Origin of the sequence: Tumebacillus algifaecis (genome assembly GCF_002243515.1) — a bacterium.
Lineage (GTDB): Bacteria > Bacillota > Bacilli > Tumebacillales > Tumebacillaceae > Tumebacillus_A > Tumebacillus_A algifaecis.
The window spans coordinates 1,003,328-1,021,064 of the sequence record NZ_CP022657.1 but is presented as its reverse complement, the minus strand read 5'-3'; the positions used below and the strand labels follow the sequence as shown (position 1 = coordinate 1,021,064).

16 protein-coding genes and 1 pseudogene are annotated in these 17,737 nt (G+C 49.6%); 4 read left to right on the top strand and 13 right to left on the bottom strand.

Annotated elements, in window-relative coordinates; genetic code table 11:
- Positions 1 to 113 precede the first annotated feature (113 nt).
- Positions 114 to 641 (bottom strand): GNAT family N-acetyltransferase, encoded by a 528-nt coding sequence (locus tag CIG75_RS04520; protein ID WP_094235573.1) that lies wholly within the window; start codon positions 639 to 641, stop codon positions 114 to 116.
- An 893-nt stretch (positions 642 to 1,534) separates the two neighbouring features.
- Between CIG75_RS04520 and CIG75_RS04515 the strand changes: the two genes are divergently transcribed.
- Positions 1,535 to 2,350, top strand: coding sequence for a hypothetical protein (locus CIG75_RS04515; RefSeq protein WP_094235572.1), 816 nt, complete (start codon positions 1,535 to 1,537; stop codon positions 2,348 to 2,350).
- Positions 2,351 to 2,983: 633 nt separating this feature from the next.
- On the opposite strand, the gene CIG75_RS04510 is transcribed toward CIG75_RS04515, so the two are convergent.
- From CIG75_RS04510 to CIG75_RS04465, 12 genes and pseudogenes are all read right to left on the bottom strand, one after another.
- Positions 2,984 to 3,529, bottom strand: a complete 546-nt coding sequence (locus CIG75_RS04510) for a histidine phosphatase family protein (protein ID WP_094238335.1) — start codon at positions 3,527 to 3,529, stop codon at positions 2,984 to 2,986.
- A gap of 8 nt (positions 3,530 to 3,537) precedes the next feature.
- Positions 3,538 to 3,729, bottom strand: coding sequence for an NUDIX hydrolase (locus CIG75_RS21595; RefSeq protein ID WP_407701271.1), 192 nt, complete (start codon positions 3,727 to 3,729; stop codon positions 3,538 to 3,540).
- A 529-nt stretch (positions 3,730 to 4,258) separates the two neighbouring features.
- A pseudogene (locus CIG75_RS04500) lies at positions 4,259 to 5,185 on the bottom strand (IS3 family transposase); the annotation flags it as partial.
- Positions 5,140 to 5,394 carry a helix-turn-helix domain-containing protein gene (locus CIG75_RS21165; RefSeq protein ID WP_265415075.1) on the bottom strand — a complete coding sequence of 85 codons (255 nt, stop codon included), beginning with the start codon at positions 5,392 to 5,394 and terminating at the stop codon, positions 5,140 to 5,142. The pseudogene CIG75_RS04500 and the gene CIG75_RS21165, both read right to left, overlap by 46 nt.
- A 512-nt stretch (positions 5,395 to 5,906) precedes the next feature.
- Entirely contained in the window at positions 5,907 to 6,377 is a 471-nt protein-coding gene (locus CIG75_RS04490; protein ID WP_094235570.1) for a VOC family protein, read from the bottom strand.
- Between the two features lie 821 nt (positions 6,378 to 7,198).
- Complete coding sequence (locus CIG75_RS20990; RefSeq protein WP_193791331.1) at positions 7,199 to 7,330, bottom strand: FDLD family class I lanthipeptide; 132 nt, start codon at positions 7,328 to 7,330, stop codon at positions 7,199 to 7,201.
- 646 nt (positions 7,331 to 7,976) lie between these two features.
- Positions 7,977 to 8,108 (bottom strand): FDLD family class I lanthipeptide, encoded by a 132-nt coding sequence (locus tag CIG75_RS20985; protein ID WP_193791330.1) that lies wholly within the window; start codon positions 8,106 to 8,108, stop codon positions 7,977 to 7,979.
- Positions 8,109 to 8,353: 245 nt separating this feature from the next.
- Positions 8,354 to 9,874 (bottom strand): 23S rRNA (uracil(1939)-C(5))-methyltransferase RlmD, encoded by a 1,521-nt coding sequence (gene rlmD / locus CIG75_RS04485; RefSeq protein ID WP_227874356.1) that lies wholly within the window; start codon positions 9,872 to 9,874, stop codon positions 8,354 to 8,356.
- 19 nt (positions 9,875 to 9,893) lie between these two features.
- Positions 9,894 to 10,250 (bottom strand): nucleotide pyrophosphohydrolase, encoded by a 357-nt coding sequence (locus CIG75_RS04480; protein ID WP_227874355.1) that lies wholly within the window; start codon positions 10,248 to 10,250, stop codon positions 9,894 to 9,896.
- A gap of 1 nt (position 10,251) precedes the next feature.
- The gene (locus CIG75_RS04475; protein ID WP_094235569.1) at positions 10,252 to 12,168 is read right to left on the bottom strand and encodes a RecQ family ATP-dependent DNA helicase; all 1,917 of its coding nucleotides are present in this window, start codon (positions 12,166 to 12,168) and stop codon (positions 10,252 to 10,254) included.
- Positions 12,161 to 12,994 (bottom strand): hypothetical protein, encoded by an 834-nt coding sequence (locus CIG75_RS04470; protein ID WP_094235568.1) that lies wholly within the window; start codon positions 12,992 to 12,994, stop codon positions 12,161 to 12,163. The genes CIG75_RS04475 and CIG75_RS04470 overlap by 8 nt, the downstream gene beginning before the upstream one ends.
- 151 nt (positions 12,995 to 13,145) lie before the next feature.
- The gene (locus CIG75_RS04465) at positions 13,146 to 14,033 is read right to left on the bottom strand and encodes a 5'-3' exonuclease (RefSeq protein WP_094235567.1); all 888 of its coding nucleotides are present in this window, start codon (positions 14,031 to 14,033) and stop codon (positions 13,146 to 13,148) included.
- Positions 14,034 to 14,200: 167 nt separating this feature from the next.
- On the opposite strand from CIG75_RS04465, the gene CIG75_RS04460 reads away from it, so the two are divergent.
- The 3 genes from CIG75_RS04460 to CIG75_RS04450 all read left to right on the top strand — a co-directional run bounded on the left by CIG75_RS04460 (position 14,201) and on the right by CIG75_RS04450 (position 17,692).
- Complete coding sequence (locus CIG75_RS04460; RefSeq protein ID WP_094235566.1) at positions 14,201 to 14,716, top strand: RNA polymerase sigma factor; 516 nt, start codon at positions 14,201 to 14,203, stop codon at positions 14,714 to 14,716.
- Entirely contained in the window at positions 14,713 to 16,197 is a 1,485-nt protein-coding gene (locus tag CIG75_RS04455; protein WP_094235565.1) for a hypothetical protein, read from the top strand. The genes CIG75_RS04460 and CIG75_RS04455 overlap by 4 nt, the downstream gene beginning before the upstream one ends.
- 118 nt (positions 16,198 to 16,315) lie before the next feature.
- Entirely contained in the window at positions 16,316 to 17,692 is a 1,377-nt protein-coding gene (locus CIG75_RS04450; protein ID WP_094235564.1) for a hypothetical protein, read from the top strand.
- Positions 17,693 to 17,737 lie beyond the last annotated feature (45 nt).

Sequence of the window (17,737 nt, the reverse complement as noted above, 5' to 3'; positions counted from 1 at the left end):
GTTCAGAATTGCCATCAGCTGATGATCTTCCCACTCATCGCAGCCGATCCACCTCCCGCAGACTACGCGAACGCCGTTAGTCCGCCTTTGCGGTGCCGGGCAGGGGGCGATGCTTATGATTCGTTCGGGTTCAGAATTGCCATCAGCTGATGATCTTCCCACTTGCCGTTGATCTTCACGTTTTTCTTGGCGATGCCTTCGGTGTGGAAACCTGCTTTCTCCAGCACTCTGATCGACCCGATGTTGTGCGGCATCACGCCAGCTTCAATCCGATGCAAGCGCAGCGTTTGGAACGCATAATCCACCGCCAAACGAACCGCCTCGCTCATGTAGCCCTTGCCATTTTGCGACTGGTCGAGAAAATAACCGATCAAGCACTTTTGGTGCGGCCCGCGCATCACTTGCATCAAGCTCACCGTCCCGATCAGTTCCCCGCTCTCCTTGAGAAAAATGCCAAACCAGTAATATTGATCTAACTCTCTGCGCGCAAAACTGTGTTCGAAGACCTTCAACTGTCCTTCTAGCGTGTAATACTCCTCATCCTGCGTAGGCTCAATGAGCTTGAAAAACTCCCTATTTCGCAGAAGCACCTCCAACAGCGCATGGGCATTTTCCAGTTCCAACAACTTGATGTCGATCATGCGAAGCTCCTCCTTTTTACAAGTGGAAATAAAAGCACCACAGGTACTGTCTGTGCTACTTTTGCATTCAAGCAAGCTCAGAAACGGCAGCTGTGGTGTACTCACCAAATTCGCTCTGTTACAGGTGCCAAAGGGTTCAGCAAGTTGCGACCGTCCACGCCAGAGTCAATCGCCCCTCGTCAAAGTAACAAGGGTCGTGCCACTCTCTTTCATGATGAACGTGCAATGATCTCTGCTTCTCCTTGCGCCAATTATGCTAAATAAAGCGTATCACAAACCTGATAGGCACGGTAGCAAGCTGAGAAGGCACTTGAAGCTGTTAATTTTCGTGCGTACGGGAGAACGAAAAGGAATCGTGGGGGCCAATTGTGTGATTAGACAGTGCCTATGTTTCCGTTCCCATTCCGTGCAGGGATGAGGCATCTTCAGTGAGGGCCAACAGATGCTGAACGGATCGCGATGCTGTACAGTACCTACTTTGAAAGCCACAAAACCATATCGCAGTCTTGGAGCGGAGGAGCCACATTGAAGTGCGTGCTTTTTGGTGCGACAAATTCTTCGGTTTGGTGGTATGCGTAAAGATAAGAGACTGTGCCCTCATGCACACAGTCCCTCTTGTTACAACCTTATTGAGCTGCCTTAGTGATGCAATGAATACTGTCCGATGACTATGATTTCCTTTGCAAATGACCATTATTGCATTATTATTTTGAAGGAGATTATCGTTTGTATTATTACATTTACAAAACTGTTATGATGATAGTACACACTCGCCAACGAAAAGTTAATGATTCTAGATTCAATGGAAGTAGTACACTAGTTGGTTGATCAGCATGTGACAACGCATGTTATCCGCGAAATGAGCAAACAAAATTAGAAAGGTGAGGAACCTCATGTTTCCATGGGCGGCAATCGGAACGGCCTTAAGAGATTGGGTAGGTGAACCCGAATATGTACTTGCAACAGTAATGGGAATTTGGCTGATTGGATGGGTATATAAGGGAATTTACGATGCGATTGTAAGTCATACGAGCCAAACTGTCGAACGGGCAGATAAAACACTTGAAATATATGGTGCACTAGAAACTCTTATGCTTCGCGTATTGAGAGATACAAAAGATAAAGATGCTCAAAATGAACTATTAGCAAAAATAGGTGAGTCGTATCCATATGTCTCCGACTCTCTATTTGAAGAGTTGACAAAATACATCAGGTCGCTAGATATGCAACAATTGCGTTATTGCCTTGGGCAAATTCAGGAGGAAACTCCAAGGCTCAGAACAAAATACGAAGAAAGAATTCCCGAGATCCACACAAATTTCGATGAAACATTTTTTTGGATTAAAATGATTGCTCCCCAACTGAAAGCTATAGGTATCACGTTATTTTGGCTGTGTGTCGGCTCTATTTTAACCGTTTTTATCCTGGGTACTATGGATGTACCCAATGAACAAAGGGCATCAATCATTCTTTCCCTAATCTCTTTATGCTTTTTTGTATTTTTTGCCTACAGTTTGATAAGTAGTAAAGAGTATCGAACTAAGGCAACGTTATTGCAAAAAATTATCCCCGCGGGCTTTTTGCTAACGTTCTTCTTTACTTGGTGGGTCTACAAGCTAATCGTAATTTGCGCTGTGATTTTCCTGCTTGATAGAGTTACGAAAAATCGGAAACTAAAGAAAGTCAAGCGACAAGGAAATTACATGTAGTATCCCAAGCATTACATTTTCGGCACCCAACCACAACTTGGGGAACTCGTTGAACGGATCATACATACAAGACCCGACTATGGGGAATTAATGGATGAACCTCAAAGGGTTCACGATCTTCCTCAAAAGAAGTGCAATGTACCAACGCGGACTGTAGAAAGAATCGAGAGGTAATACGTCAGTCATTCTCAATTTGATCAAAGGTCTTGCACAATCGGAAATGATCGAAGTTTCTTCCACTTTGGCAAGGATACTTCAGTGCATGTCGGAAACCGTTTTGGTACAAGAGGACTTATTTCTTGCCCTTCCGACCACTGTGCAAACTGCATGGCTTAGGTCGTACACCTTTACAGAAAAGAGTCCACCCATTCGGAAAGTTGAACACGAAAGTGTTCAATTGCTTCGCTTCGACGACCCGATGAGTTGGTCGGCGTAGTAGCAAAAAAGGCTCCTTTCATTCGAAAGGAGTCTTTAACGTGTGGCTCTCTTACTATATCTTTTCGGTATCCGTCTGCATGACAGCCTCGATTACACTTCCCTTATAAGCTGCGTCACACTCTCCACATGTGACAAGTAGACGGTGGCAACAAACATGTACGTGTCCGAAGGAATTGTGTTTGCTCTAAAATAATATCACTCTGCCCATATTCGATGAATGTTAGGCTTGTTCTCTCCTGAGAAGGTAAGATGAAATACATCAGGATTGGATAAAGATTCCCACTCCTTAAACCCAATGCGGTCATCAAAATGCTTAAGAAGGAGTGATATCAGATTTCCATGTGAAACTAACACAATGTTTTTGTTCTCACTATTCAGAACTTCCATGATTACACGAATGGCACGGCTCATAGCCGTGTTACTGGATTCCCCACCCTCAAAACAGATGTCTAAGTCATCGAATGTCTTACGAAGCATATCTTGCCAATCAGGATGATTCTTGCTTGATAAAACCCTCTCAGCCAATCGATCATCCAAAACAACTTCAACGCCAATTTGATCAGCCAATGGTGCTATGGTCCTGTAAGCCCTTTCAAAAGGGCTTGAAATGATAAAATCAATATCTTTACCTAAGAAAAAATTAGCAATATTCTCAGCTTGTTGATTACCTAGTTCAGTTAGCCTAGCATCAGGCTCCTGCCCATCTGCTTTGCAATGTCGCACAACATAAACATTTTTGATCATCATTTTTATCTCCTCGCTAGCGCTACTTTTCTTATACTCTCTTTTGTCCAAGGAGGAGCTTTGGGATGATTCATTATTTCATCGTAGGTCATCCAATGTACGGCTTCAACCTCATCAGGACTTTTGTTTTGTGCTGTACCTCTGTCATATACGCATAGAAAGACCATGTTTTTAACATTGCACTGTGGTGCGCTCACCACGTTCGCTCTGCTATAGGCGCCAAAGGGTCAGCGAATTGCAACCATCCACGCTGGAGTCGAGTGCTACTCGCCAACAAGGTCGTGCCACTCCCTTTCATGATGAAGTGAAACGATCTCCGCTGCTACTTGCGCCACGTATGCTAAATCAAGCGTATCACAATCCTGACAGGCACGGTAGCAAGCAAACTTGGCCCTTGAAGCTACTAGATTCCGACCGCGCGGGAGAACGAAAAACTTGGACAGTGCACAAGTTTTTCATTACCTATCGGGATTCTGTACAGTACCGACTGTGACATGAGCGCCATATACAATCCATACATTTCCGTGGTATTCAGGGGGATACAAGGGTATCTACACGCTGTGATTGCGGGGGTTCATGTATTCACGGGTACACACAAGAATTCAGATGTTGTTAGGATTTGTGTTAGGATTTTGTATCGATGATCGTATCATAACAAGTAGGACCCCGCTCAAACGTGAACATATCCCTGTCAAGTAGACAGCGGGTAAAAAGCCACCCTATGAATTAGGCACAGACCTGAGTTCGGTATTCTACTGGGCTCAGGTCACTTAATTTCCGTTGTATTCTTTGCTGGTTGTAAAATCGAATGTAGCTAGCCACAGCGTTCATCACCTCTGCCTTGGTGCGAAACTTGTTGAGATACATGAGTTCCGACTTCAGATGACCAAAGAAGTTCTCTACGCAAGCATTATCCAAGCAGTTTCCTTTTCTGGACATACTCTGCGCTATGTTGTATGTTTGAAGCAACTTGTTATATTGGTGAGATGTGTACTGGAACCCCTGATCACTGTGAAGAAGGGTGTCGGTCACATCTCTTTTTTTATTGGCGAGCTTGACGGTATCAAGAACCAGTTTAAGATCGTTCCGCTCTCCGATGCGGTAGGCGACAATTTCGTTGTTAAACATGTCGTAGATGACCGACAGAAATAGCCTCTGTCCATTGAAAAGCAGGTAGGTGATATCTGTCGCCCATTTTTCATTTGGCCGCGAGGCCTTAAAGTTTCGGTTCAATGAGTTTGGTGCTGTATAATTCTCTGATTTCTTGCCAAACCAGCGTTTCTTCTTCCTTGCAACGCACTGGATACCTAGTTCTTTCATAAGCCGGTACACACGTTTGTGATTGATCTTGAGATTGTGTTTTCGACGTAGCCAAGCACGAACACGATAGTAACCGTAGGTTCCTCGGACTGCTTTATGACATTGCAAAATAAGTTTTTTGAGCTGCCGCTCCTCCTTTTGTTTGGATGTAATCATTTGTCGACGTTGAACCCATTTGTAATACCCACTCCGTGATACTCCTGCGGTTTCACACAACAGTGACGTTGAATAGCTGCCAGTAAGATCTTGGATGACTTGGTAGCACTGACGAATCTTCGCTTTACCTCTCACCTCCTTTGCAAAAGCAACAGCTTTTTTAAAAAGTCGTTCTCCGCTCTCAACTTTTGCACTTCTTGTTCGAGCGTAAGCTTTTTCGTTCTCGGACGACCAGTGAACGGTGTTCTCGTCTTTCCTCTGCGTTCCTCTAAGCCCTCCGCCCCAAGCGTTTTGTAGTTTTTGACCCACTTCCTTACCATGCTGTGGTCGGGGATCTGCAGCTCACTTGCGACCGATTTATAACCCATTCCTTTTTCCAAATACATCTTTACCGCAATGAACTTGAATTCTCGTGAATACGTTTTTCGTTTCCGCGCTGTCTTTTCCAAAAGAAAATCCCCCTTGTGTAGTAACAGTAAGGGGGCTTGCTTCCTACTGTCTACACAAAAGGGATTATCTCATACGCGGTTTCGCGGCAGGTGGTCTTTTCTTATGGTGCCGTCTACAGGACTCGAACCCGTGACCGTAGGCTTCTGCCAACTGAGCTATAGGCCCGTGAAAAATCTCCGCCATACCCGCCTGCCAATCTCTCGCAAAACGGCAATGAACAGCAACGGTAGGAAGATGAAAAGGAACGCTGGACATTCTCTCCATGTGGCAGTCGTGGAGCGTAGGAGCCACATTGACGCGGGTGCTGTTTGGTGGGACAAATACTGCGGTTTGGTGGTGTACATAATGAAAAGAGACTGTGCACATTTGTACACAGTCCCTCTTGTTTCAACTAGTAATCAAAATGGTTCATGTGATTAGATTGACCCGCTTGCTGAACCACGTGCCCCTATCCCTCGTAGGCTTGCTTCAGACTTGCGATGTCAATTTTGTCCATTTGAAGCATGGCTTTCATGACCTTTTCCGCTTTCACTGCATCCGGGGATTGCAACAATTCACCTAAAACGGTAGGAATGATCTGCCAGGACACTCCAAATTTGTCCTGAAGCCAACCACATCTTTGTTTTTCACCATCTGCGGAGAGCTTTTCCCACAGTTCGTCTACTTCTTCTTGTGTCTCACAGTTCACGAAAAACGAGATCGCAGGAGAGAAAGTGAAGTGTGGGCCACCGTTTAATGCCATAAAATCCTGTCCATCGAGTTGAAATGTCGCGGAAATAAACGCTCCTTCCGCACCAGACTCATCTTCTCCATGGCGAGAAATACTCGTAATCTTTGAGTTTTTAAAAATGGAGATATAAAAATTTATCGCCTCTTCCGCATTGCCATCGAACCATAAGAACGGGTTGATTTTTTGCATCCATTTTGACTCCTTGTCGTAAGTTGATGTGGCCAGTCTACGATCGGCTGAACTTGCAACTGGTAGACTTGTCACAAACGATCCGATCGCTTTCAGCCAGTTGCATTTATCATTGATTCGTAAAAAGACAACGTAATCAGTGCAAGAAATATACGTACCCATGCATAGAAGTTGTGATTAAATGCGTATGGTGTTTATTCCCACTCCGTAGCATTTCCATTTGAAAATGCTAATATCCCTCCCCTTGGCATGACGGAAAAATCCCAAAATCCTGGGCGACCCCCGCATATTCTCGATGCCAAACCATGTATGCCCTAACTACAACTCTATCCCTTCATGCAACGTCCGATACGTCGCACATGATTTCTTCTAAACTAGTCATGGCTTGATGGAAGCCTAGTGCTTCGATTCTTTGTCCACGAAAATACCAACGATGACCATATTTCTTTCTTGCTCGAATATCCAAGTAAACACCTCGATGACGGTCTTTTTCATTCGCGAACCACTTTACCGCATCAAATCTATCATAGAACTCTCTTACATCCCCTCAGTGCCCAGTATACTTCGTTGAGGAATTCATCCATGAAGATATAGTAAACTGATATATCATACCTTTTATTGCAAGTCTTTATTCTCTTTGCTGTTAGTATTCAAAATAGTGCAATTTCTCTAAAGAATACCCACACCCGATACACCTTCCCTACAGCCAGACGATCGTGCGGCTGTATCAATCGCGCCTCTTCCACATAGCTGCCAATCTCCAATTTCTATAAAAATACAAAACCATCACCCGTTGGGAACAAGTGATGGCAGGGTTATCCTTACATCGAGTCTTCGATGCAGTCTTTGATTAAGATCGATCTGAAGCACTGGCTCGTCCATTCCTCAGGACTTACCTTAGCAGCCGGAGTGACCGAAATCACTTGCACATCGAGATCAAAAAATTTTTCCATGGGAAACTACCTCCCTTCAGAATTGGATTTGACCTAGGATGTATGTCTCAGATAGTAATTTTATTGTATCATATTTCACCAGTGAATTTCTAGAGAAATTAAATCTGAGTTATATAATAAGTTTCTCATTGATGGTACTTATGTCGTTATCATTTTTACATCGAAGCTGAATCACTCGTTTCCTTGATATGGTTGCAGATAAAAAAGCGCCTTTTCATGTAGACGCTTTTCCTATAAGACTACATCTAGGAAGTAACTTTTCGCACCAGCAGCATCACACTCTCCACATGTGTGATATGCCGTTGCCAATTCATACTCAGCTCAAAAAGGTACCGCAACAAATCTCTCTCATAGAACTCTCTTACATCCCCTCAGTCCCCAGTACACTTCGTATAAGGATTCATCCACAATGATTATAGTAATCCGATAAATCATATCCTTTTTTGCAAGTCTTTTATCTCTTCGATATTAATTTTCAAAATAGTGCGTCTTCTCTAAAGAATACCCACACCCAATACACCTTCCCTACTGCCGGACGATCGTACTACAGCATCAACCGCGCCTTTTCCGCGTAGCTTCCAATCTCCAATTTCCATATAAATATAAAACCATCACCCGTTGGGAACAAGTGATGGCAGGGTTTTTCTTACATCTGGTCTTCGATGCAATCACTGACGAAGATCGATCTGAAGCACCCGCCCGACCAAACCTCAGGACTTACATTAGCAGACGGAGCGACCGAATTCACTTGCACATCGAGATCAAAAAATTTTTCCATGGGAAACTACCTCCCTTCAGAATTGGAATTGACCTAGGATGTATGTCTCAGTTAGTGATATTATTGTATCATATTTCACCAGTGAATTTCTAGCAAAATTAAATACGGATTATATAGTAAGGTGTGCATTGAGGATACTTATGTCGCTTATGATTTTACATCGAGGCTGAAGCACTCGTTTCATCGATATGATTGTAGATAAAAAAGCGCCTTTTCTTGTAGGCGCTTTTCCTATAAGACTACATCTAGGAAGTAACTTTTCGCACGAGTAGTGTGACACTCTCCACATGCGCCGTCTGCGGGAACATATCCACAGGGGTCACTTTCTTTACCTCATATTTCTTCAACAGTTGCCCACAATCTTTCCCCAATGTGGATGGATTGCAGGAAACGTAGACGATCCGCTTGGGCGCAGTTTTCAACAAGGCCTCGATCAAGTCCTGATGCAGGCCTGTTCGCGGTGGATCGACCACGACCACATCGGGGCGCAGGCCTTTTTGCATCCACTCGACCAAAATCTTCTCCGCTGCTCCTACCACAAATCGGGCGTTATCCACACCGGACATCTTGGCGTTCCGCTTCGCATCGGCGATCGCTTCTGGCACGATGTCCATCCCGTGGACTTCTTTGGCCTTTGGAGCTAGCCAGAGGCCGATGGTGCCGACACCACAGTAGGCATCGACCACGACTTCGTTCCCAGTCAGTGCGGCCGCCTCGGCTACGAGGTCATACAACTTCGGTGTCTGCTCCGGATTCAATTGGAAAAAGGCTCGCGGCGACAGCGAGAACTGGACCTCGCCTAAGCGCTCCAAGAGATCCTCCGTCCCCCACAATGGAAGGGTCTCCTCCCCAAAAATCAGCGACGTCTTGGCCGGATTGACATTTTGCATGATCGACGTGATCTCCGGCACTCGCTCGACAATTCGTTTCACCAACTCTTTTTTCTGCGACAATTCTCTTGTTCGTGTCACCAGCGTCAACTGACATTGTCCCGTTTCAAATCCAACACGCGCTACCACGGTGCGCAGTTCGCCTTTATGTACTTTTTCCTGATACAGCGAAATGCCCAACTCTTTCGCGATATCTCTGACTTCCTGCACGATTCGATTGGTCATCGGATGCTGCACCGCACATCCGCTCACATCGACGATCTGGTGGGAGCCTGCCTGAAACAGCCCGACCACCACATCGCCTTTGTGCTCGACGATCGGCAGTTGCGCTTTATTCCGATAGCTCCACGGGTTTTGCATGCCCACAGTCGGCTCGACAGGCGGTTTTTTCAGCCCAGCATATCGGGACAAACTCTCGCGCACCAACTCGCGCTTCATTTCCAATTGCGCGTCGTAGCTCAAATGTTGCAACGTACAGCCGCCACACTGGTCATAAACCGCACAGGGCGGCTCCACACGATCCTTGCTCTTCTGCTTCACCCGCACCAACTTGCCGATCGCATGTCGTTGCTCAACCTTCACCACTTCTGCCACGACCTGTTCCCCTGGCAGCACGCCGGGCACAAAGATCACTTGGCGCTCCGCATAGCCGATACCTTCGCCATTGATCCCCATGCGCTTCACGTCAATCTCAACGACCTGCCCCACACGCAGTTTGATGTTCGACCCCGCGCGATCGTCCCGCGCCTGTACTCCACCGCGCTTCCCGCCGCCCGACGACGCACCGCCCGCACTCGTGCCCTGCTTCCTACGTCCATCCTGCTGATTCCGTTCGCTCTTGCCCTTGCTGCCTTGAACCGTTTGCCCTTTGCTCACAGCCTAACCTCCTCCACAACTAATCCGCTTTGCGCTCCACATCGGCTGGGAACCGAATCTCATTTTTCTCCATTTTATCTTGAACCGCCTCGGCCAGATCAATCCCTAGCGATCTGCAAAAGCTCAGCATATAGATCATCACATCGGCCGCTTCCAGCCGAATCTCGTCGATCTTTTCCGGCCCCAGCTTCTCAGCGGTAAAATCTTCGCGGTCGCCCCATTGAAAATGCTCCATCAACTCGGCCGCCTCAATGGCGATCGACATCGCCAAATTTTTCGGCGTATGACCCTGCTCCCACTTGCGCGCTTCCATAAACTTCTGCACCAACGTCTTCATCTCAGCCACTGTCGTCACTTGATCCGTATACTTACCCACGCTAAAACCCCTCTTCCCAAGCTGCCAGCATCTGCCGAGCCTGTCTGATGTTATATTCTTTCTCCTCACGCCGCAAAAGCGCAATCACAGCCGGGACACACCTGCGATCCCCGATCTTTTCCAGTGCCTTTAATGCATACTGCCTGACCTGCGGATTGCCATCCTGCAACATCGGCAACAGATACGGTGTCGCCTGCGGGGCACCGATTTTCCCAATCGCTGAGCACGCCATCCTGCGGGTCGTCACCGACGGCGCTTGCAAGAGCTCATAGAGCCTCGGCAACTCGTCCAAATTTTTCTGCTGACCGACCCGATACGCCTCTTCACCCTCGGTCATCGATAAGGACACCTTTCCAGCCAAGCGTGGATCGAGCATCTCTTCAGGCAACAGATCATCCAAGATCCGTTGCCAATCCATCGCCGCAAGCGTCGCATCGATCAAGGTCGGATTCCATTTTAACTCCGGGTTGCAGACATCGCAGCAACTGCGCGGCCTCCCCCGCAAATGCTCACCAAAATAATTCAAGATTCCTTCGCGATGACACAGTGGTGTCCGCAACAGTTCGATCATGCGGTTCAACTTCCCATGCCGCCGCAGTTTCAAACGCTCAATCGAATGCAGTACGTCCAAACGCCTGCTGCGAATCCGCTCCAAATCGACGCGGGCGATCACCTGATCCCCGGTAAAATCGATCATCTCAAGCCCCGCGATGTTCTCCCAATGATACACGAGCTGTGACAGCTTATCATCATCCAGCCCGTTCCAACGAATCATCTCCCGCCACGACCCGCGAAACAGCCCGTCCTCACCAATTCCAGAATTGAACATCTCACAGGCTGTATCAAATTCGCGCTCGGTCGGAAACTCTCGCTTCATAAAGAAATGGTGAATCGCCCGATCCTGCTCATTATAGATCGTCATGCACAAAGACGGCTGGCCATCCCGCCCTGCTCGACCTGCTTCTTGGTAAAAGCCTTCCACCGAAGACGGCACATGCAAATGCAACACAAACCTGATATCGGGCTTGTCGATCCCCATGCCAAACGCATTAGTCGCCACCACGATCCGAATCCGCCCTTGCATGAACCCGTCCTGCACCTGCTTACGTTCTTCTGGATACAGCCCGGCATGATAAAAAGCGATCGGGTCGTCCGGCAATGCTCGTTGCAAAAAGCGCGCCACCTCTTCGCACTCATTGCGCGATGAGCTGTAAATGATCCCCGCCCCGCGCTGTTTTCGCAAAAACGCTAACGCTTCCCGATACTTGTCCTCCCGCGTTTCTTCGCGGCGAAAGACAAACGTGATGTTCGGACGGTCAAAGCCGGTCACAAACTGCTGACAATCGCGCATCCGCAAGTGGATCAGGATGTCTTCTTGCACCTCGCGCGTTGCAGTGGCGGTCAGCGCCAACACCGGCACATTCCCAAGTTTTTCTCGAACCGCGCCGATCTGCAGATAGTCGGTACGAAAATCATGCCCCCACTCCGAAATGCAGTGGGCTTCGTCAACCACCAACAGCGAAATTGGAATGTCGGACAGCAATCGCAAAAACTCCTGACTCTTCAAACGTTCCGGCGCGACATAGACGATTTTGTACCCGCCGAGGCGCATGCCTTCCATTCGATTGCGAACTTCCGATGGCGGTAGCGCCGAGTTGATGTATGTCGCTTCCAGCAGCCCCCGTCGATGCAACTGATCGACCTGATCCTGCATCAGCGCAATCAACGGCGAGATGACCAGCGTCACGCCCGGAAAAATCATCGCTGGCAACTGATAGCACAGCGATTTGCCAGCCCCGGTCGTCATGATGCCGAGCACATCTGCACCGTCGATCAGCGACTCGATGATCTCGCGCTGCGCCCCGCGAAAATCCGCAAAGCCAAACAGCCGTTGCAACTGTTCCTGCAAATCAACCATGCACCCGTCCCTCCTCACCGCCAAGTTCCAATTGCAACCGCGCGCCAATCAACGTCACGGCCAGACGGTCTTCCGTTGCAAAAAGCGCCGCGACCTGCTCCAACTCCTCCACGCCCACACGATGGAACGCCTGCCGAATCCGCAGTTCGATGTCAGCCCCGACATAGCGACGCAGATCAAAAGAAGCCTCCGACCGCGCCATCTCCACGAGGTCCTCAAGCGAGTCTGCATGCGCTACGGCATCCATTTTTCCCACCTGTTCCTGTGAAAAGCGCTCCTCAGCAGAACGTTTAGGCGAAAAGCTGACTTCCTCCTGCTCCAACCGCTCAACGCGCAAAGCCTGCTGCTCGATGTGCTCAGAAGCAGGCCCGCCAACAGCTGTGGCCTGACCCTTCAAATAGGCTAAGAACGGCGTCCGTTCTGTCACTCGTTCACCCAGTTGCGCCTGTGCTTCTGCTTCCCATGTTGCGATCTGCGCATCGGAGACGCCAAGATTGACAGCCAGTCGTGACCACGTATAACCACGCCGCTCAGCGCCTGGCAAACTGCAAAGCAGAGCCATCGCCAGTTGCGGTTCGATCTCGCCGAGCAACGCCATCAGTTCTGCCCGCATTTGCAGACCCAACTCCTTGCGCCGCTCGCCAAGCGATCCACCAACAAACTGCTCCATCCACGAAAGGACCTGTCCTGCCAGCCGTTCCTCTGCTCCGTGCGGCCAATCGAACTCTTCCCTGCGCGAACTCTGCTGCTCCACAGCTTCTGATAAGATCTGCAGTGCGGCGACTGCCACCTTGCCCAACGTCAAATTCGCAACCTCTCCGCTCATCCGTTCATCACCTCTACCTTCCACCTTACCATTTCTCAACACCTATAGAAAAGACCACCAAGCAACTTCCTTGATGGTCTACCCGTAGCATTTGCACAATTCATCCACAACGGACCCAATTTTCCGTCCGCGGTGCTTGCCTCTATCTTACTCAGCCAACCTGTACCAAGCGCTCCAAATGCGTGACAAAGCGGTTCAGGTCCAACTCGGCCAGCTTCTCCTTGGCCGAATCCATCTGGAACGACAGCTTGCATTCATCCAGCGTGTGCACAAGCGGCACCTCGGTCACGATCGTCGCCAGTTGCTTGCTGAGCAGCGCGATCTCCTGATGCATTTCAATCTTTTCCTTCATCTTGCCTTTCAGCAGATGACGGTTCTCAATCAAATTCTCCACCGTGCCATATTCGAGCAGCAACTTCTTCGCGGTCTTCTCACCGATCCCCGGCACGCCTGGAATGTTGTCGCTCGTGTCGCCCATCAGCCCTTTCAGATCCACGATCTGCGAGGCGGTCAACCCCCACGACTCCAGCAAGGAAGCGGGCGTGTACATCTCCATCTCCGTAATGCCCTTCTTCATGATCGCCACCGTCACACCATCGCGCACCAACTGCATCGCGTCGCGATCCCCGGTCAGCACCAACACCTTATGCCCGTCATCAGCCGCTTGATGGGCCAGCGTGCCGATAATATCATCCGCCTCATAGCGCTCATCAAAATGTTGCGGCACGCCGATGGCGGCCAGCACTTCCTTCATCGTGTCAAACTGTGGGTGCAACTCATCGGGCAGTTCCCCGCGCGTGCCTTTGTACGCCGGGTACAGTTCACGGCGAAACGTATCGCGCGACACATCCCACGCCACGAACAGATGAGTCGGCTCCATCTTCTCCACCGCGCTCAACATCATGTTCAAAAAGCCAAACACACCATTTGTATATACCCCGCGCTTCGAACGCATGATGCGTCCCGAAAACGCCGAAGCAAAATAAGCCCGCACCAGCATCGAGCTACCATCGACGATCAAAAAGTCTGAGTTCTTCACAATGAATCTCCTCCGCTCTCTCTGTATCAGCTCTAGTATACCACAGACCCTCTCCCACCAACTTTTTGTCAAAAATTGATCAGGCTTGTAACCCCTCCCTTCCCCACTGCGTCAGATGATATGCTACGATCAAAACAACTGCTTTTGATAGAAAGGGGGCGGCCCCCATGGATGAGATCGTCAAACGAGCACTGTACGACGCCGATGCAATGTCCGACCTGCTCGACGAACTTGAACCGTTTGTGTTCAAAGTCTCTTTTTCCCTGACACGCCATCAACAGGACGCCGAAGATCTTGCCCAGGACGTTCTCTATAAAATTTGTACCAAACTTTCCAAATTCCGTGGCGACTCCTCGCTGCAAACTTGGGTCTACAGCTTATTGATGAATGCATACAAAGATTCGCTGCGCAAGAAAAAGATTCGCATGACCGAACCTTTGCCTGAACATACGCCGGTCTCTTCCTTTGAAGCGGCTGCCGATGCCCGCATGATGCTTGAAGAAGCGTTACGAGGCTTACCTGAGACCGACCGCAACATCCTGATTCTTCGCTTTCAAAACGATCTCTCCGTCCGCGAGGTCGCCGAGATCATGAACCTGTCCGAATCGAACGTCAAAACGCGAGTGTTCCGTATCAAAGACCGGCTGAGAGGTCTATTTTTACAGGGGGGTGAAGTGCTGTGAAATGCGAAGATGTGCAAAAAGCGATCTGGTCCTCTTTGCTCTCGGCGGACGACACCGCCCACATCAACACTTGCCCGGCCTGCCAAGGAGATCACGCCCTGATGAATAAAATCGTCCGTGACTTTTCCTCGCTCGAAACGCCGCAACCCTCCCGCTCGCTCAAGCCGAGCCGAGATGAAATTGAAAAAGCGGTGCGCAACAACAAGCGTCTGCCCTATCTGCGCTGGACTTCGATCGCAGCCAGCCTGGCCGCGTTGCTGACCGCCGGTGCCCTGATCACCCAACAGCTCAGCACACCACCGACCGAATCGACTCCGGCTAGCCCGAAGCAACCACAACTTCAAGAAGAACAGCAACCAACGCCGGAAAAAACTCCCGATCCTACACCGAGCCAAAAGGTCGAGATCGAAGTCGGATCGCTGATCACCAAAGACAAAACGAACTTGGTCACCGCTCTCCAAGACTACCTCGCAACAAAAGCGGAACCTTCCGTCACGAAAAAAATTGTGATCAACAACATCCAAGCGGTCATCCAGCCTGGCGATAACCGCATCGTCGCCTATGTCAACTTGGAGATCAGCAATCGCGAAGGCAAGTCGAGCGATCTGTTTCAAATGGGCGCACAGACGACAGTCGTGCAATTCCTGCGCGATCAAAACGGCCAACTACAAGTCGAAACGTTCTCCAACCACTATCTCGCCGATCAACCGGAGCAGATCCTCACGTACTGGGCGCAAAGCCTGCACGACCAAAATGCAGTGTTGCAATGGGCGACGCTCGACTACAGCGTCCGTGAGAAACTAAGGCAAGAATACGAAGCGGCCAACTGGACGCTGCTCAACACCCGAGGCAAGATCGTGCAAAGCTGGAAAATTGGTGAACCGATCAACTTGAAGAATGACGTGCTGGAATACACCGTATCTCTGGCCTACGACAAGGCGCAAAAAGATCTTGAAAACGCCAAAGTGACGGTGATCAAAAATGGTGGGCATTGGTTTGTGAAAAGCTTCTCCTCCTCCAATCCGTCACCTGCCGACAACCAGCCGGGCAGCGCCCAGCGCGAAGCGGGACTCGCTTTCGAGGCATCCACCGCCAAAGTGGGGGACAAGATCGGCACGATGATCTTGCAGGAGCTGCAAGTGACAGATGACGGACAGAACTTCTCGGTCTACGCCGCCTTCTCTGGCAAAGTGCAGGTCAGTGGCCGCTACCAATACTTTGAAGACACCACCGAATTCATGGGCAACAAAGTCTTCTTCTATCCGGACAAAGAGTCAAGCAAACTCTTCCCGCTCCCCGAGCGCATCGATCGCGGCGGCTTGATGTTCGAATTTCGAAACCAAGAAGAAGCGAGAAAACATTTTGGTCAACCGGGCAGCATGGGTTCGGCCACGATCGAGATCGAAAACTACACGATCAACTACCTGCCCAAAGAAATCTGGGATCAGGTGACTTTGCTACGCGTCTTCTCCACGCAATAACCAGACAAAACCAGACGCAAGTTGGCGTCTGGTTTTCTTTTGTTACTTTTTATATATACGGATATAAAAAGTATATGTTATAATTTGGATAACAAATTCGAATTAAGGAGTGATCATCATGTATCAAGTTGTCCGCTATGAAAAACAAATTGAAGCGGGCTTGGCCAAAATCGAATCGGGCACGGCTGAAGACGCTGGGCGTTTGATCACAAGTCTGCAAGCGGATGGTTTGACAGACCATCAGATCTACCTCCTGTTTGCTCTAGCCTCTGCACGCTGGATCGATCACCACGGTCCGTGGATCGGGCATGGGACGCTGAACATGGGCCCGATGATTCACGCTTCCGCCTTGATGGACGCACGCCATCAGCGATTAGCGATGCTGCAAGCGGCCGTCTACGTGTTCGATCTCTTTCAAGCCCCCAACTATGGTCCGTACATGCAGCCGCAAGTCTCAGGCGTCCAACGCGCAACGCCAGAAGAAACTCGCCAAGACCTGATCCAACAGTTTGCGGACGGCACGTATCAAAACCTGTCCGAAAACCTCTTCGTCGGACTCTATCGTCAGACGAACGGCGATGTCCGCGACATTATGCTCCAGATGGGCATCCAAGAATACGGCCGCAACGAACACAAACTGTTGATCGCCCTGCGGACTCTCGACCTGCTAGCCATCGATGATTTTGCCAAGTACGGAGAATCGTTACTCCGTCCAGCTGTGCAATATCTTTCCTCCCTGCCGAAAAACACCCTCTATTGGGAACGCGTACAAGCGGAAATCAGCACCCATAACCTTGCCGAACAGCAGATGAGATGGGAAGGCGAAGTGGGCAGCAAATTGGTCGAGACGCTCGTACCTCAGCTGATCGAAGCGGAACACGGTACGGAGGCGAGTCTGTTTGCTAGGCATTTGGCACAAGGCGTCAACCTGCCGACCTTATACGAAGCGCTGGCACTTGCCTCTTCTCGTATCCTGATCCAAAGCGGCTCATATGACGAGCACATCGTCACCGGCATCCATTGCCTGCTCAACATCCTGCGCGACGTGACGATCCCCGCAGCACTGAAACTTCCGGCCCTCCTGATCTCCTTAGAGAGCGCCCGCACTCGCACCTTTAAAGATACGCGTCACGACTGGCTAGCAATGCCGACCCCGTCTGACGTCACAAGCAGGAGCGAAGAGGAACTGCTCGAAGCGATCCTCTCAACCATCGCTAGTGATCCAACAGGTCTTGAAGCGGCGGCGTTGACCGGGGCTTACCTGCAACAAGGCTTTGACATCGATCAGCTTACCCAAGCCCTGATGCACCAAAGCCTCAAAGTCGGCGGCCCGTTTCGCGCCTTACATATCACCAAAATGATCTGGGGCCTCTGGCGCGAAACGAAGCTCTCCACTCACCCCGACCGCTGGACGCACCTCGCCGCTGCTGCGGCGGCGATCGCTCGCGCCTACCCGAAGCGCGAGCAGGCGGAGCGCATCTTGCGCCTCTGGTGAGGAAGAAACGCAAACAAGACTTCCAGTTCTCGATTGGAAGTCTTG